Source organism: Arthrobacter sorbitolis, from assembly GCF_054510995.1.
This window is the reverse complement of record NZ_JBTNDM010000003.1, coordinates 82,714-107,212: the sequence shown is the minus strand read 5'-3', so window position 1 is coordinate 107,212 and position 24,499 is coordinate 82,714. Positions and strand designations below refer to the sequence as shown.

General features: G+C 70.1%; 17 protein-coding genes and 1 riboswitch. Of the genes, 12 read left to right on the top strand and 5 right to left on the bottom strand.

Translation table 11 applies throughout. The annotated features are described in order from the left end of the window. Positions 1-51: 51 nt before the first annotated feature. On the bottom strand, positions 52-345 hold the full coding sequence (locus tag ACX80K_RS08920; RefSeq protein WP_459271509.1) for a hypothetical protein: 294 nt from the start codon (positions 343-345) through the stop codon (positions 52-54). Between the two features lie 67 nt (positions 346-412). Further along, on the bottom strand, positions 413-1,465 hold the full coding sequence (locus tag ACX80K_RS08915; protein ID WP_459271508.1) for an SGNH/GDSL hydrolase family protein: 1,053 nt from the start codon (positions 1,463-1,465) through the stop codon (positions 413-415). A 212-nt stretch (positions 1,466-1,677) separates the two neighbouring features. Further along, positions 1,678-1,780, top strand: a riboswitch (glycine riboswitch). Positions 1,781-1,934: 154 nt separating this feature from the next. Here ACX80K_RS08915 and gcvP point away from each other — a divergent pair. The 8 genes from gcvP (at position 1,935) to ACX80K_RS08875 (ending at position 17,151) form a co-directional block, all read left to right on the top strand. Further along, positions 1,935-4,829, top strand: coding sequence for an aminomethyl-transferring glycine dehydrogenase (gene gcvP, locus ACX80K_RS08910; protein WP_459271507.1), 2,895 nt, complete (start codon positions 1,935-1,937; stop codon positions 4,827-4,829). 13 nt (positions 4,830-4,842) lie between these two features. Beyond that, positions 4,843-5,976 (top strand): glycine cleavage system aminomethyltransferase GcvT, encoded by a 1,134-nt coding sequence (gene gcvT / locus ACX80K_RS08905; protein ID WP_459271506.1) that lies wholly within the window; start codon positions 4,843-4,845, stop codon positions 5,974-5,976. Continuing rightward, positions 5,973-7,346 carry an L-serine ammonia-lyase gene (locus ACX80K_RS08900; protein ID WP_459271504.1) on the top strand — a complete coding sequence of 458 codons (1,374 nt, stop codon included), beginning with the start codon at positions 5,973-5,975 and terminating at the stop codon, positions 7,344-7,346. The genes gcvT and ACX80K_RS08900 overlap by 4 nt, the downstream gene beginning before the upstream one ends. Positions 7,347-7,368: 22 nt before the next feature. After that, positions 7,369-8,160, top strand: coding sequence for a methylenetetrahydrofolate reductase (locus tag ACX80K_RS08895; protein ID WP_459271503.1), 792 nt, complete (start codon positions 7,369-7,371; stop codon positions 8,158-8,160). A gap of 226 nt (positions 8,161-8,386) precedes the next feature. Beyond that, positions 8,387-13,567, top strand: a complete 5,181-nt coding sequence (locus ACX80K_RS08890; protein ID WP_459271502.1) for a peroxidase family protein — start codon at positions 8,387-8,389, stop codon at positions 13,565-13,567. Between the two features lie 395 nt (positions 13,568-13,962). After that, positions 13,963-14,892 (top strand): carbohydrate ABC transporter permease, encoded by a 930-nt coding sequence (locus tag ACX80K_RS08885; RefSeq protein ID WP_459271727.1) that lies wholly within the window; start codon positions 13,963-13,965, stop codon positions 14,890-14,892. Then, positions 14,892-15,749: a carbohydrate ABC transporter permease gene (locus ACX80K_RS08880; protein ID WP_459271500.1), complete on the top strand. Its 858-nt coding sequence runs from the start codon at positions 14,892-14,894 to the stop codon at positions 15,747-15,749. The genes ACX80K_RS08885 and ACX80K_RS08880 overlap by 1 nt, the downstream gene beginning before the upstream one ends. Before the next feature lie 49 nt (positions 15,750-15,798). Then, positions 15,799-17,151, top strand: coding sequence for an ABC transporter substrate-binding protein (locus tag ACX80K_RS08875; RefSeq protein ID WP_459271499.1), 1,353 nt, complete (start codon positions 15,799-15,801; stop codon positions 17,149-17,151). Here the strand turns inward: ACX80K_RS08875 and ACX80K_RS08870 are convergent. The 3 genes from ACX80K_RS08870 to ACX80K_RS08860 form a co-directional block, all read right to left on the bottom strand. Further along, on the bottom strand, positions 17,142-18,023 hold the full coding sequence (locus ACX80K_RS08870; RefSeq protein ID WP_459271498.1) for an alpha/beta fold hydrolase: 882 nt from the start codon (positions 18,021-18,023) through the stop codon (positions 17,142-17,144). The two genes, ACX80K_RS08875 and ACX80K_RS08870, sit on opposite strands and share 10 nt — an antisense overlap. 69 nt (positions 18,024-18,092) lie before the next feature. Beyond that, positions 18,093-18,536 carry a MarR family winged helix-turn-helix transcriptional regulator gene (locus tag ACX80K_RS08865; RefSeq protein ID WP_459271497.1) on the bottom strand — a complete coding sequence of 148 codons (444 nt, stop codon included), beginning with the start codon at positions 18,534-18,536 and terminating at the stop codon, positions 18,093-18,095. 120 nt (positions 18,537-18,656) lie between these two features. Continuing rightward, positions 18,657-19,490, bottom strand: a complete 834-nt coding sequence (locus tag ACX80K_RS08860) for an alpha/beta fold hydrolase (protein ID WP_459271496.1) — start codon at positions 19,488-19,490, stop codon at positions 18,657-18,659. Between the two features lie 102 nt (positions 19,491-19,592). On the opposite strand from ACX80K_RS08860, the gene ACX80K_RS08855 reads away from it, so the two are divergent. The 4 genes from ACX80K_RS08855 (at position 19,593) to ACX80K_RS08840 (ending at position 24,477) form a co-directional block, all read left to right on the top strand. After that, entirely contained in the window at positions 19,593-20,378 is a 786-nt protein-coding gene (locus ACX80K_RS08855) for a winged helix-turn-helix domain-containing protein (RefSeq protein WP_459271494.1), read from the top strand. Positions 20,379-20,423: 45 nt separating this feature from the next. Continuing rightward, positions 20,424-22,106 carry an ABC-F family ATP-binding cassette domain-containing protein gene (locus ACX80K_RS08850; RefSeq protein ID WP_459271493.1) on the top strand — a complete coding sequence of 561 codons (1,683 nt, stop codon included), beginning with the start codon at positions 20,424-20,426 and terminating at the stop codon, positions 22,104-22,106. Positions 22,107-22,171: 65 nt separating this feature from the next. Then, a complete protein-coding gene (locus ACX80K_RS08845) occupies positions 22,172-23,464 on the top strand; it encodes an MFS transporter (RefSeq protein ID WP_459271726.1) in 1,293 nt (430 codons plus the stop codon). A gap of 32 nt (positions 23,465-23,496) precedes the next feature. Next, a complete protein-coding gene (locus ACX80K_RS08840) occupies positions 23,497-24,477 on the top strand; it encodes an ATP-binding cassette domain-containing protein (protein ID WP_459271491.1) in 981 nt (326 codons plus the stop codon). Positions 24,478-24,499 lie beyond the last annotated feature (22 nt).

Here is a 24,499-nt window from a genome sequence, read left to right as displayed (position 1 = left end):
GACGGTGACAGGGCCGGTGACCGGGACCTCATGCCCCGGATCCGCCCGGGGCTACCCGGGCCCGGGCCGTTGCAGCGGCGCTCTGCGCTGTCCGTAGTGGTGGCCGGCTGAATCCGTGTGGATCTCGATGGACTCGAGCGTCGCGTCCGCGATGTCCTCTGCGGCGTCGTGCAGGTGGACGACCGGACGATCCCCGTCCGTGCGGTCCGCCGGGCCGAGGAACGACCGGGCGGCGGTGTCGAGCCCGTCGAAGAACGAGGTCCGGGCCTTCGACCTCCGCGGCGAGGGGGAGGGCGCCGTGCGCGTGCGATCGGTGTGCTTGCGGTGGTTGCGATGGATGTCCATCAGGCACCTGATTCTTCTCGGGAGGCATATTTTACTCCTACGTGCCGCCGATCGACCCCTGCGGAACTCACCGGTCCGGGCGACCCTGGCGGGCCGGCTGCCGGGCTTCCACCGCGCGGTCCGCCCGCCCGATGCTCGCAGGATCGGCGAGATCGACGCCGGCACGCGCCGCTGCCGCCCGGGCCGCGGCGCTCTCCAGGTCCGGCAGGACGAACCGCTCCGGCCGGATGCCTGCGTCCTGTGCGGCGTAGGCGGCCTGCTGCCGTGCGAGTGCGGGCCCCGACAGTTCGGCGGACTGCAGCGTTCCCTGCGTGACGCCGACCGCGCTCCCCGTCAGTGCTGCGCCCACCAGGGGGACGTACCCGGAGGCGTGTCCCGTCCGGTTCGGGTGGTAGGAATCCGAGACGGGGTTCGAGAGCCCGTTCACCCACTCGACGTCGTCGCACACCGCGTGCCCCGTGAACGCCGGCGCGCGGAAGAGGAAGCCCGCGGCAGCAGCGGCCGTCGCCGTCGTGCTGTTCAGCAGGTCCGCCGTCGCGTTCAGGCGTGCCTCCTCGGCGGGCGAGAACCAGGTCGCCGCGTTGCAGTCCTCACCGTTGAACATCCGCGGGTAGCCCACGACGGCGACCCTCGCCTGCGGGGCCCGCGCCCGGATCTGCCGGTAGAGCGAGGAGAGGCCGGCGGGCAGCCGACTCCTGATGGCGGCCTGTGCCCGGTCGACCGCGGCGGTGCAGTCGCTCATCCAGGCGGGCTTCGCGCATTCGGTCAGGACGTCGACGAAGGCGGCGTCGTTCCCGCCGACGCTGAGGGAGACGTACGCCGTGGTCGGGGTGAGGGCACCGAGCTGGGTGGCGGCGACGTCGGCGACGGTGGCTCCCGAACAGGCGCGGAGGTTCAGGGCGTAGCCCCTGGCGCTCGCCACGAGCGAGGGGTACGCGTACACGGAGCGCCGGCAGGACGAGCCGTCCGCGAGATACGCGCGCGTGCCCGTGCCGGAGGAGTAGGAATCGCCCAGGGCCACGTAGGAGGGCCCGGCCGCGCTCGCCGGCGGTGCGGACAGGGCCCCGCCGGCGAGCATCACGACGACGACGGCGACCGAACGGAGGCGGGGGATCATCATCGATACTCCTGGTGCTGGAGGTGCGGATGAGCTCACGCTAGTGCCGGTTCCCGGGGGGCGGACTCCGCCGGGCTGTCCGCGCAGCTCTTCCCCGATGCTGCGGCCTCGGGTACTGTTCCGCCGCCGTGCCCGGTACCTTTGCCTCGCGTCCGTCCCGCGCGGTAGGCTGTGGGGCGGCTCACAGCCGCGTACCACCCAACTGAATATGCCATCGATCTGCAGCGGGAGAGTTCTGCCGTTGACTCAACACCGGTAGGCGCCGTAGGAGCAAATCCTCCCCAGGAATCTCTCAGGCGAGAGTACCGCTGCGGCTAGGCGACTCTGGAAAGCAGCCCCGGGCATCCACCGGCGCTCACCGACGGTGCAAGCAGGCGCGGAGCCCTGCGGAAACTCTCAGGTCCCACACAGAGCGGGGAGGAACCCGACCAGGCACGCGCGCCCGCGCTCCCATCCGACGTACGGAGTTCCCATGACCGCCACCCCCGACACGGCATCCGGTATCGCCACCGACCCCGCCGCCGGCATCGCCTCGACGTTCGCCGATCGCCACATCGGTCCGCGCACGCCCGACGCCGGGAAGATGCTCGAGGTCCTCGGGTACCCGAGCCTCGAGAAGCTCGTCGACCTGGCCGTTCCCGCCAGCATCCGCCTCGACCGGCCGCTCGACCTGCCCGGCGCCCTGAGCGAGACCGAGGTGCTGGCACAGCTCCGGCGCATCGCGGGACGCAACCGCACCGCCGTCCAGATGATCGGCCAGGGCTACTTCGACACCGTGACCCCGCCGGTGATCCGCCGCAACGTCCTCGAGTCCCCCGCCTGGTACACGGCCTACACGCCCTACCAGCCGGAGATCTCGCAGGGCCGCCTCGAGGCCCTCCTCAACTTCCAGACCATGGTGCAGGACCTCACGGGCCTCGACATCGCCAACGCCTCACTGCTCGACGAAGCCTCCGCCGTCGCCGAGGCCGTGCTGCTCATGCGCCGCTCCGGCAAGAACAAGGGCCGCACCGTCATCGACGCCGACGCCCTCCCGCAGACGGTCGCGGTCGTCCGTGGCCGCGCCGAGGCCCTCGGGTTCGACGTCGAGATCGCCGACCTCTCCGACGGACTGCCCGACGGCGACATCAACGGCGTCGTCCTCCAGCAGCCCGGCGCCTCCGGCGCCCTGCGGAACCACGCAGCCCTCATCGGCGCGGCGAAGGAGCGCGGCGCACTCGTCACGGTGGCCGCCGACCTCCTGGCCCTCACCCTCATCACCACGCCGGGCGAGCAGGGCGCGGACATCGCCGTCGGTTCGGCCCAGCGCTTCGGGGTACCCCTCTTCTTCGGCGGCCCGCACGCCGCGTACATGGCGGTCCGGAAGGGCCTCGAGCGCATGCTGCCCGGCCGCCTCGTGGGTGTCTCGAAGGACGCCGACGGCGCACCGGCCTACCGCCTCGCCCTGCAGACCCGCGAGCAGCACATCCGCCGCGAGAAGGCCACGAGCAACATCTGCACCGCGCAGGCGCTGCTCGCGATCGTCGCGTCCATGTACGGCGTCTACCACGGCCCCGAGGGCCTGAAGGCGATCGCCCGGACCACGCACCAGCGCGCCGTCGCGCTCGCCGCGGCCCTCGACGGGACGGACGCCGCCGTCGTGCACGACGCGTTCTTCGACACCGTCCTCGTCCGCGTACCCGGCAGGGCAGCGGAGTACGCCGACGCCGCCGAGGCGCAGGGCTACAACCTCCGCCGCGTGGACGCCGACCACCTCGGGATCTCGTGCGACGAGACGACGACGCCGGAGCACGTCGCGGCGATCGCCGCCGTGTTCGGCGGGACCGCCGACGCCACGGCGGCGCACGGCGAGCGCATCCCCGGGGACCTGCACCGGACCTCCGCCTTCATGACCCACCCCGTGTTCTCGCGGCACCGCTCCGAGACGGCGATGCTCCGGTACCTGCGGAGGCTCTCCGACAGGGACCTCGCACTGGACCGCACGATGATCCCGCTGGGCTCCTGCACCATGAAGCTCAACGCCACGGTGGAGATGGAGTCCATCTCGTGGCCCGAGTTCGCGTCCATCCACCCCTTCGCGCCCGAGAGCCAGACGGAGGGCTGGCGTGAGCTGATCACCGACCTCGAGGACCGCCTCGCGGAGATCACCGGCTACGCGCGGGTGTCGCTGCAGCCCAACGCCGGTTCGCAGGGCGAACTCGCCGGGCTCCTCGCCATCCGCGGCTACCACCGGTCGCGCGGCGACGAGAACCGCACCATCTGCCTCATCCCGTCCTCCGCGCACGGCACCAATGCCGCGTCCGCCGTGCTGGCCGGCATGAAGGTCGTCGTCGTCGGCACGGCTTCGAACGGCAACATCGACCACGACGACCTGCTCGCCAAGATCGAGCAGCACGCCGCGAACCTCTCGGCCATCATGATCACCTACCCCTCGACGCACGGTGTGTTCGAGGAGGACGTGCGGTGGGTCTGCGAGAAGGTGCACGACGCCGGCGGCCAGGTGTACATCGACGGCGCCAACCTCAACGCGCTCGTGGGCCTCGCCCAGCCCGGCGAGTTCGGCGGCGACGTCTCCCACCTGAACCTCCACAAGACGTTCTGCATCCCGCACGGCGGCGGCGGCCCCGGTGTCGGCCCGGTCGCCGTCGCCGCGCACCTGGCCCCGTTCCTGCCGGGCGACGCGAACCGCGATATCGCCACGGACGGCGGGCCCGACGCCGAGGGCGGCACGCCCGTCTCCGGGTCGATGTACGGCTCGGCCGGCGTCCTGCCGATCTCCTGGGCGTACGTCGCACTCATGGGTTCCGAGGGCCTCACGAGCGCGACGGCGCATGCCCTGCTCGCCGCCAACTACGTTGCCGCACGCCTGACCGAGCACTTCCCGGTGCTCTACACGGGTGCGCAGGGCCTCGTGGCGCACGAGTGCATCCTGGACCTGCGCCCCCTGACAGCGGCCACCGGCGTGACCGCCGAGGACGTCGCCAAGCGCCTGATCGACTACGGCTTCCACGCCCCCACGCTGTCCTTCCCCGTGGCGGGGACGCTCATGGTCGAACCGACGGAGTCCGAGGACCTCGCCGAACTGGACCGCTTCGTCGACGCGATGATCGCCATCCGGGGCGAGATCGACCGCGTGGCGTCCGGCGAGTTCGGCATCGAGGAGAGCCCCCTGCGCCAGGCGCCGCACACGGCGCAGGTGCTCGTCGCCGACGAGTGGACGCAGGCGTACCCGCGGGAGCTCGCCGCGTACCCGCTGCGGTCCCTCCGCCACGACAAGTACTTCCCGCCGGTGCGCAGGATCGACGGCGCCCACGGCGACCGCAACCTCGTCTGCTCCTGCCCGCCCATCGAAGCCTTCGAAGACTAGGAATCCCGCCCCCATGAGCGAGCAGAGCAAGCACACCGCCCTGTACACCCAGCACGAGGCGCACGGAGCGTCCTTCACCGACTTCGGCGGGTGGCAGATGCCCCTGAAGTACCGGAGCGAACTCGAGGAGCACCACACCGTCCGGAAGGCCGCCGGCCTCTTCGACCTCTCCCACATGGGCGAGGTCCTCGTCAGCGGCCCGCAGGCCGGCGCGTTCCTGAACTACGCCCTCGTCAGCAACCTCGCCGTCATCGCGGTGGGCAAGGCCAAGTACTCCCTGATCTGCAACGCCGAGGGAGGGGTGATCGACGATCTCATCACGTACCGGCTCGCCGAGGACACCTTCCTCGTGGTGCCCAACGCCTCCAACGCCCTCGTCGTCGCCGAGGAACTGCGGCTGAGGTCCAAGGGCTTCGACGTCGCCGTCGAGGACCAGTCCGAGGCCACGGCCCTCATCGCCGTGCAGGGCCCCACGGCCGAGGCGGTGCTCCTCGACCTCGCACTGCCGGAGGACGCCGGGGCCATCCGCGACCTCAGGTACTACGCCGCCGTGGAGCTCGAGCTCGCGGGGCTGCCCGTCCTCCTGGCGCGCACGGGCTACACCGGCGAGGACGGCTTCGAGATCTTCATCGGCAGCAACCTCGTCGTCCGCCTCTGGGACGCCGCGCTGAAGGCCGGGACCGCGCACGGGCTGCTGCCGTGCGGCCTCGCGGCCCGCGACTCCCTGCGGCTCGAGGCCGGCATGCCCCTCTACGGGCACGAGCTCGGCCTCGGCCTGAACCCCTTCGAGGCCGGCCTCGGGCCCGTGGTCAGCACCAAGAAGGCCGACGACTTCGTGGGACGTTCCGTGCTCGAGCCGCTCAAGGCCGTCGAGCCCGCACGGCGCCTGGTGGGCCTGCGCGCCGTTGGTCGCCGCTCCGCGCGCGCCGGGTACGACGTCGTCGTCGACGGCACGCGCGTGGGTACCGTGACGTCCGGCCTGCCGAGCCCCACCCTGGGGTATCCCGTGGCGCTGGCCTACGTGGACGCGGCCTACGCCGCGGTCGGCACCGAGGTGCAGGTGGACCTCCGCGGCCGCCCGGAACCGTTCACCGTCATCCCCACGCCGTTCTACAAGCGCGAGAAGGCCGCCGGTACCGCCCAGTGACCATCAGCGCGTTCGACCTCTTCAAGATCGGCATCGGGCCCTCCAGTTCGCACACCGGCGGGCCGATGACCGCCGCCTACCTCTTCACGGAGCTGCTCCGCGCGGAGCGGCTCCTGCCCGGGGTGCACCGCGTGCAGGTGGACCTCTTCGGTTCCCTCGGGGTGACCGGCCACGGCCACGGCACGGTCAAGGCGGTGCTCCTCGGGCTCGAGGGGGAGCAGCCGCACCTCGTGGATCCGACGTCCGCCGATGCGCGCGTGGCCTACATCGGGAAGTGCCGGTCCCTGAAGCTCGCGGCGGAGCACCCGATCGGCTTCGATCCGGAGGCGGATGTGGTGCTGCACCGCGGACAGCGCCTCGAGTACCACACCAATGGCATGCGCTTCACGGCATATTCCTCTGACGAGGCAGTGATGCGCACTAGGGAATACTTCTCGGTCGGGGGTGGGTTCGTGCTCGACGAGGACCAGATCGGAGCCGAGATCGCGGACCTGACGCCCGTGCCGCTCTCCCACCCCTTCGACACCGCGGACCAGCTGCTCGGCATCTGCCGGGCCACGGGATGGTCCTTCTCCGACGTCGTCCTCGCCAACGAACTGTCCTGGCGCTCGGAGGCCGAGGTACGCACGGGTCTGCTCGAGATCTGGGCGGTCATGCAGGACACGATCCGGCGGGGCACCACCACGGGCGGCATCCTCCCCGGCGGCCTCAGCGTCCGCCGGCGGGCCGAGCGGCAGCGCCAGCTGCTCGAGAAGGCGGACGACCCGACGGACCGGCTCGGCACCATGGAGTGGGTCACGCTCTTCGCCCTCGCCGTCAACGAGGAGAACGCGGCAGGCGGACGCGTGGTCACGGCGCCGACCAACGGTGCCGCAGGGATCATCCCGGCGGTCCTGAAGTACTACGTGGACTTCGTGCCGGGAGCGGACGACGACGGCGTGGTGCGCTTCCTGCTCGCCGCGACCGCGATCGGCGCGCTGTTCAAGCGGAACGCGTCCATCTCGGGCGCCGAAGTGGGTTGCCAGGGCGAGGTGGGCTCGGCATGCGCCATGGCGGCCGGAGCGCTGGCCGAGGTGCTCGGAGGCACGCCCGAGCAGGTCGAGAACGCCGCGGAGATCGGGATCGAGCACAACCTCGGCCTGACGTGCGACCCGGTGGGCGGGCTGGTGCAGATCCCCTGCATCGAGCGGAACGCCGTCGGGGCGATGAAGGCCATCACCGCGGCCCGGATGGCCGTGCGCGGCGACGGGCAGCACCATGTGTCCCTCGACGTCGCCATTAAGACGATGCGCGAGACGGGCGCGGACATGATGGACAAGTACAAGGAGACCGCGCGCGGCGGCCTGGCCCTCAACGTCGTGGAGTGCTGATCTGAGCGCGGTCCAGCTGCCGGTGCGGGTCGAGGTGGTCCCGGCGGAGGGCCTCGCGCAGCGGCTCCGCACTCACCTCCCCCCTCCCGCCGTCGTCACCGTCACGTGCCTGCCTCACCACGGTCCGCGGGAGGCGGTCGGGGTGGCGGCGGAGCTGGCCGCCACCGGCTACACCGTGATCCCCCACCTCGCGGCGCGGTCCGTCGCGGACCGCGCCGAGCTCTCCCGCTACGTCGCGCAGTGCCTGGACGCCGGTATCACCGACGTCTTCGTGATCGGCGGGGACGCGGCCACCGCCGCCGGCCCCTACGCGTGGAGCGGCGCCCTCATGGAGGACATCGCCGACCTCTCCGGCGGCGTCCTCAGGATGGGGATCGCGGCGTACCCGGAGGGCCACCCCGGAACGGCGGAGGACGAGCTGGCGAGGACGCTGCGTGCGAAGCAGGAACTCGCGTCCTGGTGCGTCACCCAGCTCTGCTTCTCCCCGGACATCGTCTCCGCCTACCCGTCCCGGCTCCGCCTCGCCGGCATCACACTGCCCGTCTGGGCGGGCGTCCCAGGACCGGTGCGCATGACGCGCCTGCTCCGGCTCGCCCGCACGATCGGGGTGGGACAGTCCCTCGGGTTCCTGAGACGCTCGGCCGGCAGCGCCGACACCGGCTCCGTCGTGCGGCAGCTCATCTCCTCGGCGACCTACGACCCGGCGCCGCTCGTGGACGCGGTCGACGGCGCGGGCTACACGGGACTCCACCTGTACAGCTTTAACGACGTCGCCGGGCTCGCGGCGTCCGGGCTGGTCCGGCCCCGCGGATGAGCGGGCGTCGACGCCCCACGCGCTGATCCTGCGCCTCGTCCGCCGCTTCCCGCGACCACCGCGCCGCTTCCCGCGACCACCGCGCCGGTGCACGCGGTCGCCCCGCAGGGCACGGACGAATCGGTGGCTCCGGCACGGTCCCAAGATTTTCCCAAGAAGGTTTCTCCAAGGTTGAGCCAGCCGGCGCTCAAAGGTGATAGCCGGGGACTCTACGGGGGAAGCCATCATGTCCAGGTCTCATCGCACCGACCATCGAGGAGGCGGCGGGTCCCGCCGCCAGCACAGGACGAGCGTCCCTACCCGCCTGACCGCAGGGTTGGTGGCGCTGGTTCTCGGCTCCGGCGTCCTGCCGGCCGTCCTCGCACCCGCAGTCTCCGCCGCCCCGGTCGGGCAGGGGCTGACGCTGAACGCTGGGGACATGCGCTTCATCCTGAAGCAGATCAAGATCGCCGAGAACCACGCCACCAAGGAGGACGCCCAGGGCAACATCGTGCCGGGAGCGCCACTGGTCGGAACGGGTCCCCACCAGATCGCGAACCCGCTGCTGCCCTACGGGCTGCGCACCGTCGACGGCTCGGACAACAACCTCATCAAGGGGCAGGAGGACTTCGGCTCCACCAACCTCCCCTTCCCCCGCCTGGCAGCACCGCAGTGGCGCATCGCCCAGGACGGGAAGTCCTACCAGTCGGTCAACACCAACATCACGGACGGGGCAGCCCGTTTCATCAGCAACGTGATCGTCGACCAGACCTCCACCAACCCGGCGGCCATCGCGTCCGCCGGCCGCGCGCACCGGACGGTGAACGACGGGCCGACCGCCGTACCCTGCGAGTCCCCCGGGGTCCCTGTGGACTGCGTGGAGGAAGGGGAGACCCTCGACATCCCGAACGTCACCACCGACTTCGGCCTGTCCCCGCCCTACAACGGCATGTTCGCCCTGTTCGGGCAGTTCTTCGACCACGGCATCGACTCCACCAGGAAGTCGAAGAGCGTGGTGATGATGCCACTCGCCGCTGATGATCCGCTCTACGTCCCCGGCGGGCGGACGAACTTCATGATGCTGAGCCGCGCCGAGAACCAGCCCGGCGCCGACGGCGTGCTCGGGACCGCGGACGACGTCCAGGACGGCACCAACACCAACTCCCCGTGGGTCGACCAGAGCCAGACCTACTCCTCGCACCCCGCACACCAGGTGTTCCTCCGCGACTACGTACTGGACGCCGACGGCGACCCCGTCTCCACCGGCGACCTCATCGAAGGCGCCCCGGGCGGCCTCGCCACCTGGCAGGACATCAAGGACCAGGCGGCGACGCTCCTCGGCCTGCGGCTGACGGATGCCGACATCGGGAACATCCCCATGATCGCCACCGACCAGTACGGGCGCTTCCTCCGCGGCCCGAACGGGCTTCCCCAGTACGTGAAGCAGGACAAGACGATGGTCGAGGGCGACCTCGCAGCCCCCGTCGCACCCCCGGCGGACGTGCAGCGCATCGGCATCGCCTTCCTCGACGACATCGCCCACACCGCCTCCCCGTTCGACTCGCGGTCCGGTGCTCTCCTCCGTGCAGACGGCGATGCCGCGATCACCCCCGTCACCAGCCCCCAGCCGGCCGGCACCTACGACGACGAGATGCTGAACAGGCACTTCATCGCCGGTGACGGACGCGTCAACGAGAACATCGGCCTCACGGCGATCCACCAGGTGTTCCACTCCGAGCACAACCGCCTGGTGACGTACATGGAGGATCTCCTGACGTCCCTGAACCTGGACCTGAACGAGTGGAAGCTCCCCGACGGAACGTGGAACGGTGAGCGGCTCTTCCAGGCAGCCCGGTATGTCACCGAGATGGAATACCAGCACCTCGTCTTCGAGGAGTTCGCCCGCAAGATCCAGCCCGGGCTCAACCCCTTCAATCCCTTCACCCAGGCCGACACGGGGATCGACCCCGCGGTGACGGCCGAGTTCGCGCATGCGACCTACCGGTTCGGCCACTCGATGCTCACCGAGACGGTCGACAGGAAGACCGTCACCGGCCAGGACATCGGCATGCCGCTCCTGGATGCCTTCCTGAATCCGCCCGCCTACTACGCCAACGGCAGTGAGACGCTGACGCCGGAACAGGCCGCCGGGAGTATCGCCATGGGCATGACGGACCAGGTGGGCGCCGAGCTCGACGAATTCGTCACCAGCACGCTGCGCAACAACGTGCTGGGGCTGCCCCTCGACCTCGCGGCGCTCAACATCGCCCGCGGCCGGGAGACCGGGGTGCCTTCGCTCAACAATCTCCGCAGCAGGCTCTACGCGGAGACCGGGGAGTCGTCCCTGAAGCCGTACACCAGCTGGGTGGACTTCGGCCAGGGGCTGAAGCACCCCGATTCGGTCGTCAACTTCATGGCGGCCTACGGGCAGCACCCCACGATCAAGGGCGCGGCATCCATCGACGGCAAGCGCGCCGCCGCACAGCTGCTGTTCGACATGGACGTGGCCGACCCGGCGACACCCGCCGACGCCTACGACTTCGTGAACAGCACTGGGAGCTGGGCCACCACGGCCTCAGGGCTCGACGACGTCGACCTCTGGGTCGGTGGCCTCGCCGAGATGCAGAACCTCTTCGGTGGCCTGCTGGGATCGACGTTCAACTACATCTTCGAACGCCAGATGACCGACCTGCAGGACGGCGACCGGTTGTACTACCTGTCCCGCACCTCAGGACTGAACCTGCGCACCGAACTCGAGGGCAACTCCTTCGCCGAACTCATCATGAGGAACACCGACGCATCCGCCCTCAAGGCCGAGGTCTTCGGGGTTGCGGACTGCGAGTTCGAGCTGGCCGGCATCGCGGGGACCACGGGGAACAATGTCGCGGACGACCCCGCCTCGGCCTGCAACGAGTCCGCCCTGCTGATGAAGATGGCCGACGGGACCATCCGGTACCGCGTCAGCAATTCCGTGGACCGCCCGGGCCTCAACGCCCAGTCCACCTACAACGGCACCGCCGGCACCGACCGGATCTGGGGCGGTATCGACAACGACACGTTCTGGGGCAACGACGGCGACGACATCCTCGAGGGCTCGGACGGCGCGGACACGGTCCTCGGCGGCAAGGGCAACGACCGCATCACCGACTCCCACGGGGACGACGTCCTGAAGGGAGGTTCCGGGAACGACGCCATCGATGCCGGGCCGGGACTCGACATCATCATGTCCGCCGACGGGGACGACTTCTCCAACGGCGGACTCAACGGGAACGAGCACTTCGCCGGTGAGGGTGACGACCTCGTGATCGCCGGGGACGGCCCCGACACGGTGTTCGGCGGCGGCGGCAACGACTGGATGGAGGGCGGCAACGCCAACGATCTCCTGCAGGGCGACAGCGGGGCACCGTTCTTCGACGACATCAACAGCCCCGGCCATGACGTCCTGATCGGGGACTCGGGGGAGGACGACTACGACGCCGAGGGCGGCGACGACGTCATGGTCGCCGGCCCGGGTATCGAACGCAACCACGGCGTGTACGGCTTCGACTGGGTGACCCACGCCAGGTCGATCGAGCCGGGTGACTCCGACATGCGGATGCTGGTGGTGGACGGTCCCGACGCGATCCGGGACCGGTTTCTCCAGGTGGAGGGACTGTCCGGCTGGGACAGGGACGACGTGCTCCGCGGCACGGACACCACCCCCGACGAGGAGGAGGTCGAGGTGAACGCGCCGGAGCTGACCAACGTGCTCGACGCCGAAGGCATCGCCCGGATCAGCGGACTCGAGGACCTCCTGCCGGAGGGTGCGACCACGTTCGATGCCGGCAACATCATCATCGGCGGTTCCGGAAGCGACAGGATCTGGGGCAACGGCGCCGACGACATCATCGACGGCGACAAGTGGCTCAACGTGCGCCTGAGTGTCAGGGACGACGCGGGAGCGGAGATCCGCACGGCGAACACCCTCACGGAGATCCAGGCGGACATCATGGCCGGCAGGACGGACCCCGGAGAGGTGGAGATCGTCCGGGAGATCCTCACCCCGTCCGCGGCGACCGGGGTGGACACCGCGGTGTTCTCCGGCGCGCAGTCCGAATACGCGATCACCACCACCTCCGGCGGGGTCACCACGGTGAACCACACCGGTGGATCCACGGACGACGGCACGGACACCATCACCAACGTGGAACTGCTGGAGTTCACCGACGGAACGGTCGAGGTCTCCACCCTGGAGCCCGAGCCGGAGCCTCCGGTGGTGCCGGCGGACACGGTGGCGCCGACGGTAGGCACGCGGACGCCGGCGGCTGACGCTACCGGTGTGGCGGTGGGGACCAGTGCCGGTGCCGTGTTCAGTGAGGCGGTGTCCGGGGTGAGTGGAACGACCCTGCGGATGACCACTTCTGCCGGCGCCGCGGTGGCCGGGACGGTCGCCTACGACGCCGAGACGCGCACTGCCACGCTGAATCCGACCCCCGATCTGGTGGCGGGTACCCGGTACACGGTGAGCCTGAGCGCAGGGATCACCGATGCTGCAGGCAACGCCCTGGCCCCGGTGAGCTGGAGCTTCACCACCGCGGCGGCGCCGACGCCTCCGCCGACGCCGACGACGATCCCCGCGGCGGCCACCACGGCCATCGACGCAGCGGCGGCCGCGTCTCCCGGTATCGGGACGGCGACCGGTCCGATCACCTGCGGCCTGGCCGCCGGCGGTTGCTACCGGAACTACCCGGGCGGCTCCATCCACTGGTCCCCGGCCACGGGAGCGCACGTCACCAGGGCTGCCATCGGCGCCACCTGGGCCGGTCAGGGATGGGAGAACGGGTCCCTCGGCTACCCGACCAGCAACGAGGTCGGCGGGCTGAAGAACGGCGGCGTCTACCAGACCTTCCAGGGCGGGTCGATCCACTGGTCCCCGGCGACCGGGGCCCGCATCACCAAGGGCGGTATCGGGGCGGCCTGGGCGGCCCAGGGATGGGAGAACGGTGGCCTCGGCTACCCGACCGGCAACGAGGTCGGCGGGCTGAAGAACGGTGGCGCGTACCAGACCTTCCAGGGCGGGTCGATCCACTGGTCCGCGGCGACCGGGGCCCGCATCACCAGGGGCGGTATCGGGGCGGCCTGGGCGGCCCAGGGATGGGAGAACGGATTCCTCGGCTACCCGACCAGCAACGAGATCGTCGGACTGAGGAAGGGCGGCGTCTACCAGAACTTCGAGGGCGGGGTCGTCTACTGGTCACCCGCTACCGGGGCGCACAGCAACCACGGCGCCATCCGCAACGCCTACGCCTCGCAGGGCTGGGAGAACGGCCGCCTCGGCTACCCGACCAGCAACGAGATCGTGGTCAGCCCCACTGTCCGGGCGCAGGACTTCGAAGGAGGACGCATCACCTGGTCGGCCGCCACGGGATCGGCCATCTCCTACAGGTAGAAGTCCCGGTACAGCGCCTGGCGCCCTGTACCGGCCGCTGGTAGATCACGGAAGCGCCGGGGGGACCGACAATCCACCCGGCGCTTCCTGCCGTGTATGCGGCACGGCGTCCTCGAACCGCATCGGCGTCGCGATCACCGCGGACCCGGGAGAGGCCACGACCTCCCCCGTCCGGTCCACCCGGATGACCAGCAGGAGAACAGCAGGTCGCAGCCTTTAATGCCGCGTGAACTCTGCCGGACAACTCCGTGCAGAGCCGCCTTTCCGGGCTTTCCGGGTATCCGCCGCCCCTAGCCTTGCAGGAGTTCATGACGCAGAGCGAAGGACGATCGATGGAACAAGTGGCCGACACCACGCTGGTCCCCGGGGTACGGACGGGACGGTCTCCCGACCGGATGCCGCCCTCGCCGGACGGCACCCGTGCCCTCCCGGAGCCCGCCCGGCGGAAGCGCCGGACCCCCTGGAAGGCGTGGCTGCTGTTCCTCCTCTTCGCGGGCCCCAATGTCGCCCTGCTGGTGGTCTTCACCTACAAGCCGCTCCTGCAGTCCCTGTACTACTCCACGCTGCAGTGGAACATCGGGTCGGCCGTCGCGATGCCCGTCGGGTTCCAGAACTACGCCGACTGGTTCACGGACCCGACGACGCCGGGGATCGTCGCCGTCACGCTCGTCTTCACCCTCGCCACCGTGGGCGGCGGGATGGTCATCGGCCTCCTCCTCGCGCTCGTCCTGAACCGCCGGCTGCGCGGGACGGGTGCCGCCCGGACCGTCGTCGTCGCGCCCTACGTGCTCTCCGGCGTGGCCGTCGGTCTCCTCTGGCTCTTCGTGTTCGACCCGAACTTCGGTGTCACCGCAGCCCTGCTGCGGCTCGTGGGCCTCGCCTCGCCCGACTGGTACAACGACCCGCAGTGGGCGCTCGTCATGGTGATCATCGTGTACCTGTGGAAGAACGTGGGCTACGTGGCCCTCATCTACCTGGCCGCGCTGCAATCGGTGCCGCAGGACCTCGTGGAAGCCGCAGCCATCGACGGGGCGTCCCCGCTCCGGTCCTTCCGCTCCATCGTGCTGCCGCTGCTCGGACCCACCACGTTCTTCCTCGCCATCACCACGCTCCTGACGTCGCTGCAGTCCTTCGACATCATCCAGGCCATGACCAAGGGCGGACCGCTCGGGGGTACCACCACGATGATGTACCAGATCTACCAGGAGGGCTTCCAGAGCGGACGCGCCGGCTACTCGTCCGCCGTCGCGACCATCCTCTTCGTGGTCCTGCTCCTCGTGACCTTCGCCCAACTGAAGTACGTCGACAGGAAGGTGCACTACTGATGGGTGCCACGACAGCACAGCCGGGCACCACACGACGGCGGACCCCCACCCCGTGGGGCAGCTACCTCACGCTGCTTCTCGCGGTGGCCGTGATGGTCCTGCCGCTCGTCTGGATGGTCCTGGCAGGGTTCAAGGAACGCGACGAGATCTACACCTCGCCCATCCAGTGGCTGCCCGCCACGGTGGACGCCTCCAACTACGCATCGGCGATGAGCGCCGTGCCGTTCGGGGACTTCTTCCTCAACAGCGCGATCACCACGGTGATCGGCGCCGGCGTCAAGATGATGCTGGGGCTGACCACCGCGTATGCGCTCGTCTTCCTCGAGTTCCCGCTCAAGAAGCTGATCTTCGGTGTGGTGATCTTCGCGCTGCTCGTGCCGCAGCAGATCGTCATCATCCCCAACTACACGCTCGTGGCCGAGCTCGGCTGGATCAACACCTACCAGGGCATCATCGTGCCCGGCCTCGCGAGCGCCTTCGGCACCTTCCTCTTCCGCCAGCACTTCCTCACGCTGCCCGCCTCCATCCTCGAGGCGGCCGCGCTCGACGGCGCCGGCCACTGGACGCGCCTGTGGCGCTTCATCGTGCCGATCTCCGCCCCCACGATCGCCGCCGTGGCGCTCGTCTCGATCGTCGCGGAGTGGAACGAATACCTGTGGCCGCTGCTCGTCGTCGACCGCGCGGAGATGATGACCCTGCCGGTCGGGCTGACCCTGCTGCAGAACAACGACGGCATCGCCGACTGGGGCGTCCTCATGGCGGCGACGGTCCTCGTGACCGCACCCGTCCTCCTCGCGTTCTTCGCGCTGCAGAAGCGCATCGTCTCCGGACTCACCGCCGGCGCCGTCACCGGCTGACCCGACCTTCCCTCCCCCTTCCCTCCGTCCCACCTCTCAAGGAGTCTCCATGTCACCGCGCCCGCAGCTCGACCTCAACCGCCGTCAGCTCCTCCAGTTCACGGCCCTCTTCGGCGGCGCCGCAGCGCTTGCGGCCTGCGGCGGCCCCTCCGTCAGCTCGGACGTCTCCGGGGGTGCCGCCACGGAGGCGGCCACCGACTGGGCGGCCGTCACCCCGGCGAAGGAGATCACCTGGTGGAGCAATCACCCCGGCGCCTCCAAGCCCGTCGAGGAGGAGCTCATCAGGCGCTTCACGGCGGAGAGCGGAATCAAGGTCAACCTCGTGACGGCCGGCGCCAACTACGACGAGGTGGCTCAGAAGTTCCAGGCGGCGACCGGCACCGGCAACGGACCCGACGTCGTCGTCGCGAGCGACGTGTGGTGGTTCCGCTACATGATCAACGGGCAGGTCCTGCCCGTGGACCAGCTCGCCGAGCACCTCGAGATCGACACCACGGACTACAACGAGACCCTGTACGGCGACTACGCGTTCAAGGACGCGCACTGGGCCGTACCGTACGCCCGCTCCACGCCGCTGTTCTACTACAACAAGGACGTCTGGGCCGCGGCCGGCCTCCCGGACCGCTCGCCCGAGACGTGGGACGAGTTCCGGGAGTGGGCGCCGAAGCTCGCCGGCGGGTCGGTCACGCCGCTCGGCCTCGGCAAGGGCACCTCGTGGGCTGCCTGGTGGTTCTGCAACTTCCTCTGGGGCCGCGGCGGTGCGTACTCCGACGAGTGGACCATGACACTCGACACCCCCGAGGCCATCGACGCCGCGAAGTTCGTGCAGTCGATGATCTTCGACGACAAGATCGCCGCCATCGCCGCGACCGACAACGTCGCCGACTTCGGTGCGGGCCTGACGGGCTGCACCATCGGGTCCACGGGATCGCTGACCGGGATCCTCGAGGCCGCGAAGTTCGAGGTGGGCACCGGGTTCCTCCCCGCCGGTCCGGAGGGACCCGCCTGCCCCACGGGCGGCACCGGCGTGGCCATCAGTGCGGACCGGACCCCCGAGCAGCAGTTGGCCGCGGGTATGTTCCTCAAGTTCCTCACGAGCACGGAGAGCACGTCGTACTTCTCCTCCAACACGGGCTACATGCCCGTCCGGACGTCCGCACGCGACAGCGAGATCATGACGGAGGTCTACGCCAAGTCACCGCAGTTCCGTACGGCCGTCGACCAGCTCGAGACCACCCGCGTCCAGGACTGGGGCCGCGTGTTCGTCCCCGGCGGCGACAAGGAACTGACGACGGCGCTCGAGAGCATCATCCTGCAGCAGGGTGATCCGGAGAAGGCGTTCGCCACCGCCAGCACCGCGATCCAGCGCTCCTTCGAGCAGAACGTCGAGCCCTACCTGTAGGACCGACGGGGCCGGGCCTGCCCGGTGTGTCCGCCGATCGCCTCGACGGCCAGCTCCCAGAGCGGTGGAGGCGGCTGCTGGTGCCCGGCCCCCGGCAGGGGGACGAGCTGCGCGCCCGGGATCTCGGCCGCCAGGGCCTCGCCGTGCCCGAGGGGGAACAGCGGGTCCGTGGTGCCGTGCAGGACGAGGGTGGGGGCCGTGATCTGTCCGAGGCGGGCAGGGGTGGGCGGCTCCTCGTCGAGGAGGAAGTGGTTGGTCATCGAGGCGGCCATGTCCCGCGTCCGGCCCACCTCCTCGGCCGCGAGCCGTCGGCAGCGCGCCTCGTCGAACCCGAGGCTTCCCGCGTACGGACGTTCCACCTCCACCCGGTACGCGACCACCGCGTCCCGGTCCGTCCAGTCGGGTTCGGGCAACGGGTCGGAGAACGCGGCCCTCACCGGGGGATCGGGCGGGGGTAGGTTCCGGGGCCGCTCCGCCGGGACCGCAGGGCTGGTCGAGGCCAGGCACAGGCTCTGCACGCGGTCGGGGTGCCCGAGGGCGAGGAGCTGCGCGATACCCCCGCCCAGGGAGAGCCCCACGAGGTGCGCGCGGTCCACGCCGAGTGCGTCCAGGAGGCGCAACGGATCGGTGGCCAGGTCCCGGGTGGAGTACGACGGGGATCCCGGCGGTGAGCAGGCCGACCGGCCGGTGTCGCGGTGGTCGTAGCGCACCACGTGCCGGCCGGTCGCGGCCAGCAGGAGACAGAATCCGGTCTCCCACCAGTCCATGGACTGCGCCCCTCCGGCGATCAGCAGCACGGTCGCGTCGGCCGGATCACCGAACGACTCGAAGCACAGATCCGTCCCGTCCGTCGTCACGATCTGCTCGGTCATGACGGGCTCCATCGGTCAGCACGATCCGGCTGGTCAGGCGGGGCGCGGTGATCACCGCGGGTCGGACGCTCAGACGACGGCCGCGGTCGGCTTCTGCCGCTGGGGGGCGAGTTCGCCGATGATGCCGCGCAGCAGGTTGCGCAGCTCGTAGGATTCGAGCCCTTCGCCCATCATCAGGGTCCGCTCGATGTCCTCGGCCTTCGCGAGGGCCTCGACGCCGGCCGGGGCGATGGTGATGCGCTGGCTGCGGCGGTCGATGCTGTCGCGGATGCGGGAGATGAACCCCTGCCGTTCGAGCTTCTCGATCGTCTTGCCGATCGTCTGCGCCTGGACATGGACGGCGAGAGCGAGCTTGGCGCCCGTCATCGTGCCCTGCCGTGAGAGGACGGCGAGGGTGGTGTAACCGGCATGGGTGATCCCGATGTCGAGCAGCCTCTCGTTCCACGCATGGTCCACGAGGCGGGCGGCGGTGGTGAGCAGGCGGCTGGTCGACCACTCTTCCAGTTCAGACATGAGATTTTCCTTCCGGGGCTGAAACACCCGGCCGGTACTGCTGACCAGCGCCGGTCGGGTGTCGTGTCCTTGCCGCTGACCGGTGGAACAGGGGGGACGGGATCAGCCGCAATACCTCTATCATGCGCTTCTATCTTCAAGTTTTACCGGTGGGCCGTCCGAAGCTTGCGGCAAGACCGCCGTTCCGGCGCGCGGTGTACGCCTGGTGAAGGCGATGATCTCCGCCGCGACGGCGCGTGCCGCGGAGTGCTGGACCACGTGCCCCTGCCCGTCGATCTCCACCAGCGCGCCGTCGCGTGCGGTGTCCGCGAGCTCCCGGCTCCACCGCCGTCGTGCCACGGGATCACGCCCGCCGCGCAGCACCAGGACTGGGCGGTCGAGCTGCTCGACGGCGCGTTCCAGCGGGTATTCCAGCATGGGCAGCAGCTGCCGCACGTACCAGCGCACTCCCGTGCGGAGATAGTCGGAGAGGACGATGACGTTGGCCGAGGGGCTCTCACGGAACGTGTCGTGGCCCAGGGAGACCGCCTGCTGCAGGACCGTGCGGCGCTTCCGGTCGACCACCGGGCCCATCAGGACCAGCCGTTCGGCGAGGGTCGGCGCCTGCAGCGCGGCGGCTGTGACGAATTGCACACCCATCGAGTGCCCCACGAACGTGCAGGACTCGATATCGAGGGCGGTAAGGGCCTCGACGATCAACCCTGCGTGGCCCTCGATGCCGAGGTGGCTGCGGGGCCGGGGGGACGGCCCGTACCCCGGCAGGTCCACGGAGTGCACGGCGGCGTCGGCTGCGAGTTCGGTGCTGAGGCGGTCGTAGTAGCGGTGCGTCATGCCCAGCCCGTGGACGAGCACGTACGGACTGTGCGGAGGGGCCGGGATGTCAGGTCCGGGGGTGGTGCGGACACGGACGGTGAAGCCGTCCACCTGCACCGTGCGGAGGATCGTCGATGGCATCCCGGCAGTCTACGGGCGCCAGCACACGGTTTCTCAAGATTCGTTCAAGGGAATCGGCTGATCAGGGCGGCCGAAAGCGCCGGAATATGGAATTCTTGTGCCATGTCCGCTCCTACCTCCCAGCGCACGGCGCTGATCATCGAGGACGATCCGGACATCCGTGAACTGCTGGCGACCACGCTGCGCATGAACGGCTTCACGATCATCGAGGCCGCCACGGGGCTCGACGGCCTGGCCGCCCTCACGGAGCACGAGCCCGACCTGATCACCCTCGACCTCACCCTGCCGGACCTCGACGGTGTCGAGGTGTGCCGGCAGTGCCGTGCTGTGAGCGACGCCTACATCGTGATGGTGACGGCCCGGCAGGACGAGATCGACCGGCTGATCGGGCTCGAGATCGGTGCGGACGACTTCATCGGAAAGCCGTTCAGTCCCCGGGAACTCTCCGCGCGTGTCTCGGCGATGTTCCGCAGGCCCCGCACCGGCCTCGGCACCGGCCTCCACAACGGTCTCCACAGCGGTCCCACCAACGGCAGGGGAGCCGCTGCGGCGCAGCAGGAACCGGCCGGGAACGACCTGCTGCGCCACAACGAACTGACCATGGACGTGGAGGGGCGCGTGGTCGCCCTGGACGGGCATGAACTCGCGCTGACACGCATCGAGTTCGACCTGCTCGAGACCCTGCTGACCGGCGCGCAGCGGGTGTGGACGCGCGAAGCGCTCCTGAACCGCGTGTGGGGGGACGGCTGGAGCCAGGACCACCACCTGGTGGAGGTGCACATCCGCAACCTGCGCAAGAAGCTCGGCGAGGACACGAGCAACCCCCGGTTCATCCGGACGGTGCGCGGCGTGGGGTACCGCATGATGCCGGGAGACGCCGGACGCTGACCGGGGCGGCCCCGCCGGTTTGTGCGCGGATGGAAGACTGGATGCGTGGCCCACCTCGACGTCTCCGGTATCGACTACTTCCTCTCCGACGGCAGGCAACTGCTCAACGGCGTGGCCTTCAAGGTCGGCGACGGCCACAAGACGGCCCTGATCGGACCGAACGGCACCGGCAAGACCACCCTCCTGCGCATCATCTCCGGAGACCTCGCACCGGACGAGGGAGTGGTGAGCCGCTCCGGGTCCATGGGCATCATGCGGCAGTTCGTCGGCCAGGTGCGCGACGACACGACCGTCCGGGACCTGCTGGTGTCCGCCGCGCCGCCTGCGCTCTCCGCGGCCGCACGACGGATCGACGACGCCGAACTCGCCATGATGGAGGCCGACGACGAGCCCACGCAGATGAAGTACGCCCAGGCCATCGCCGACTGGGGCGACGCCGGCGGCTACGAACTGGAGACCACGTGGGACGAGGTCACCATGGCGGCCCTCGGCGTCCCCTTCGACCGTGCGCAGTACCGGGCGGCGTCGTCGCTCTCGGGCGGGGAGCAGAAACGGCTCGTGCTCGAGGCCCTGTTCTCCGGCCCCGACGAGTTCCTGCTCCTCGACGAGCCGGACAACTACCTCGACGTCCCCGGCAAGCGCTGGCTGGAGGCGAAGCTGCGCGAGTCGAAGAAGTCCGTGCTCTTCGTCAGCCACGACCGCGAGCTGCTCGCCAATGCGGCCACGCGCATCGTCACCCTCGAGCCCGGGGTGCTCGGGGCGTCGTCCTGGACCCACGGCGGGGGGTTCGAGACGTACCTGAAGGCACGTGAGGACCGGAACGCGCGGTTCGAGGAACTGCGCAAGCGCTGGGACGAGGAGCACATCAAGCTCAAGGAACTCGTCAACATGTACAAGAACAAGGCCGCGTTCCGCTCCGACATGGCCAACAGGTACCACGCCGCGCAGACGCGCCTCGCGAAGTTCCTCGAGGCCGGGCCGCCCGAGGCGATCCCCCTCGAACAGAAGGTGACCATGCGCCTGCAGGGCGGGCGGACCGCCAAGCGCGCCGTCGTCGCGCAGAAGCTCGGACTGACCGGACTGATGAAGCCCTTCAGCACCGAGATCTGGTTCGGGGACCGCGTGGGCGTCCTGGGTTCGAACGGGTCCGGCAAGTCCCACTTCCTGAGGCTGCTCGCCGCAGGCGGATCCGACCCGGACAAGGAGCACCTGCCGGTGTCCGAGGTGGACATCGCCGAGGTGCCGCACGAGGGCAGTGTGAAGCTCGGCGCGCGCATCCGGCCCGGGTTCTTCGCGCAGACGCATTCACGACCCGACCTCCTCGGCCGCACCCTTGTGGACATCCTCCACCGCGGCGACGAGCACCGGTCGGGGCTGGGCCGTGAGGCCGCGTCCGCGGTCCTCGACCGCTACGGCCTGGCGCCACAGGCCGAACAGGTTTACGACTCCCTGTCCGGCGGGCAGCAGGCACGGCTGCAGATCCTGCTCCTGGAACTCTCCGGCGCCACCCTCCTGCTGCTCGACGAGCCCACCGACAACCTCGACCTGCATTCGGCGGAGGCGCTCGAACGGGCCATCGGCGCGTTCGAGGGGACGGTCATGGCCGTGACGCACGACCGCTGGTTCGCGCGCAGCTTCGACCGGTTCCTCGTCTTCGGGTCCGACGGCAAGGTGTACGAGACGAAGGAGCCCGTCTGGGACGAGAGCAGGGTGGTCAGGGCGCGCTGAGCCGCGCTCCGCCGCTCCTCCTCCACAGCCTCGTCCACAGGGTTGTCCACAAATTGTGGACAACCCTGTGGCGTCCCGAGGTGTCCCGATTGTGGTGCACGGCGGCCGCCGCCTACGGTGGCAGGGTGAACCCCGCCGTCCGCGCCGCCATGATCGCCACCTACGCCATCTTCGGGCTGAACGGTCTCGTCTTCGCGAGCTGGGCCGCCCGCATCCCCGCCGCCTCGGACACGCTGGGACTCGGGGCCGGTCAGATCGGCGGCCTCCTGCTCGTGGGCGCCGTCGGCTCGGTGCTGTCCCTCCCCCTCGCGGGGATCATCGCGGCACGCCTGGGCACCGGCAACACCGTGCGGATCGGCGGGACCGCCGCCGCCGTGGCCGCGACCTGCGTCGCGCTGGGCCTGACCACCGTCTCCGTGCCGGTGGTCGCCGTCGGGCTGTTCCTCTTCGGCTGCGGTGTCGCCCTGTGGGACGTCGGGCAGAACATCGAGGGCGCCGACGTCGAGCGGCTCGTCGGGCGGACGATCATGCCACGCTTCCACGCGGCGTTCAGCGGCGGCGCGTTCGTGGGCGCCCTCATCGGCGCGGGACTGTCGGCCGTCGGCGTGTCCCTCTCGGCGCACCTCGTCGCCGTGGCCGTCCTCAGCCTCGTTGTCTCCCTGTGGACGCCCCGCCATTTCCTGCCCGAGACGACGGCGGCGGACAGGGCTCCCGACGGCGCCTCCGAGGGCGGCCCCGAAGGCGGGCCGGGGCGGCGGCTCGGGGCGTGGGGTGAACCCCGCACCCTGCTGATCGGTCTGGTGGTGCTGGGCGCCGCCCTCACCGAGGGTGCCGCCAACGACTGGGTGGCGAAGGCGAGCGTCGACGGACTGGGCACCTCGGAGAGCACCGGCGCCATCATGTTCGCGGTGTTCGTGGCGGCGATGACGACGCTGCGCTTCCTGGGCGGTCCCCTGATCGACCGGTTCGGCCGCGTCCGCGTCCTGCAGGCCAGCCTCGGGTCCTCCCTCGCGGGCCTCGCGCTCTTCGTCGCCGCACCGGACGTGCCGCTCGCCGCCGTCGGAGCGATCCTGTGGGGTGCCGGCGCGGCGCTCGGCTTCCCCATGGGCATGTCGGCCGCGGCAGACGATCCCGACCATGCCGCCGCGCGCGTCTCGGTCGTCGCCACCATCGGCTACACGGCCTTCCTCGCGGGCCCGCCCCTCATCGGATTCCTCGGCGACGCGGTGGGCATCCGCAACGCACTGCTGGCCGTCGGGGTCGCCGTCCTCGCCTCCTTCCTCGTGGCGCCGGCCGCCCGGGAACGGCCGATGGAGACCGCCGACCCATTGCGGACAGGATCTGACCGACTCCCCTAGGTTCCCCGCACCGTCGGTCCTACCCTGTTGGAATGGCGATCATCGAGGCAGAAGGTCTGAAGAAGACCTATTCGTCGAAGAGTGGACCCGTCCACGCGCTCGACGGCATGAATCTCTCCGTTCCCCAGGGAACAGTCAAGGCCCTCCTCGGGCCCAACGGCGCAGGCAAGACCACAGTGGTCAAGATCCTGACGACCCTCATCCAGCCGACCGCCGGCACCGCGCACATCGACGGCATCGACGTGCTGCGGGACCCGAAGGCCGCACGGCGCATCATCGGCGTCTCCGGCCAGTACGCGGCCGTCGACGAAGGACTCACCGGGTTCGAGAACCTCGAGATGGTGGGCAGGCTCTACCACCTGGGTGCCCGTGAGGCGAAGCGCCGGGCGCAGCAGCTCATCGACCAGTTCGAGCTGACGGAAGCCGGCAACCGCCCCGTCAAGGGCTTCTCCGGCGGCATGCGGCGCCGGATCGACCTCGCCGGCGCACTGGTCATCAACCCCAAGATCCTCTTCCTGGACGAGCCGACCACCGGGCTGGACCCCAGGAGCCGCCTCGCGCTCTGGGGGATCATCAAGGACCTCGTCAATGACGGCACCACCCTGCTCCTGACCACCCAGTACCTCGAGGAAGCGGACCAGCTCTCCGACGACATCGCGGTGATCGACGGCGGCAGGACCATCGCCGAAGGGACCTCCGACGAGCTGAAGGCCCAGATCGGCGGGCACCGCGTCGTCGTGTCGCTCGTGGACTCCGCCGACGCGCCGCATGCCCGCGAGATCCTCGGGCGCCACGGCGACGGCGAGCCGGGCGTCGGCGGTGACGGCCGCACCGTGGAGGTCGCGGTCACGGACGGGCCCCGCGCCCTGCAGTACATCCTGTCGGATCTCGGCGAGGGCGGCATCGACCTGCACGACGCCGGCATGAGGCGACCGAGCCTCGACGATGTCTTCCTCAAACTCACCGGCCACAGGACCGAGGAGACGGCACCACAGAAGGAGACGGCGGCATGAGTGTCCTGGCACCCGAGGGCCG

What these genes read in the sequence shown, in the direction of transcription:
- ACX80K_RS08920 (WP_459271509.1), bottom strand. Translation starts at nt 345, where the DNA reads ATGGACATCCATCGCAACCACCGCAAGCACACCGATCGCACGCGCACG.
- ACX80K_RS08915 (WP_459271508.1), bottom strand. Translation starts at nt 1,465, where the DNA reads ATGATGATCCCCCGCCTCCGTTCGGTCGCCGTCGTCGTCGTGATGCTC.
- gcvP (WP_459271507.1), top strand. Translation starts at nt 1,935, where the DNA reads ATGACCGCCACCCCCGACACGGCATCCGGTATCGCCACCGACCCCGCC.
- gcvT (WP_459271506.1), top strand. Translation starts at nt 4,843, where the DNA reads ATGAGCGAGCAGAGCAAGCACACCGCCCTGTACACCCAGCACGAGGCG.
- ACX80K_RS08890 (WP_459271502.1), top strand. Translation starts at nt 8,387, where the DNA reads ATGTCCAGGTCTCATCGCACCGACCATCGAGGAGGCGGCGGGTCCCGC.
- ACX80K_RS08885 (WP_459271727.1), top strand. Translation starts at nt 13,963, where the DNA reads ATGCCGCCCTCGCCGGACGGCACCCGTGCCCTCCCGGAGCCCGCCCGG.
- ACX80K_RS08880 (WP_459271500.1), top strand. Translation starts at nt 14,892, where the DNA reads ATGGGTGCCACGACAGCACAGCCGGGCACCACACGACGGCGGACCCCC.
- ACX80K_RS08875 (WP_459271499.1), top strand. Translation starts at nt 15,799, where the DNA reads ATGTCACCGCGCCCGCAGCTCGACCTCAACCGCCGTCAGCTCCTCCAG.
- ACX80K_RS08870 (WP_459271498.1), bottom strand. Translation starts at nt 18,023, where the DNA reads ATGACCGAGCAGATCGTGACGACGGACGGGACGGATCTGTGCTTCGAG.
- ACX80K_RS08865 (WP_459271497.1), bottom strand. Translation starts at nt 18,536, where the DNA reads ATGTCTGAACTGGAAGAGTGGTCGACCAGCCGCCTGCTCACCACCGCC.
- ACX80K_RS08860 (WP_459271496.1), bottom strand. Translation starts at nt 19,490, where the DNA reads ATGCCATCGACGATCCTCCGCACGGTGCAGGTGGACGGCTTCACCGTC.
- ACX80K_RS08855 (WP_459271494.1), top strand. Translation starts at nt 19,593, where the DNA reads ATGTCCGCTCCTACCTCCCAGCGCACGGCGCTGATCATCGAGGACGAT.
- ACX80K_RS08840 (WP_459271491.1), top strand. Translation starts at nt 23,497, where the DNA reads ATGGCGATCATCGAGGCAGAAGGTCTGAAGAAGACCTATTCGTCGAAG.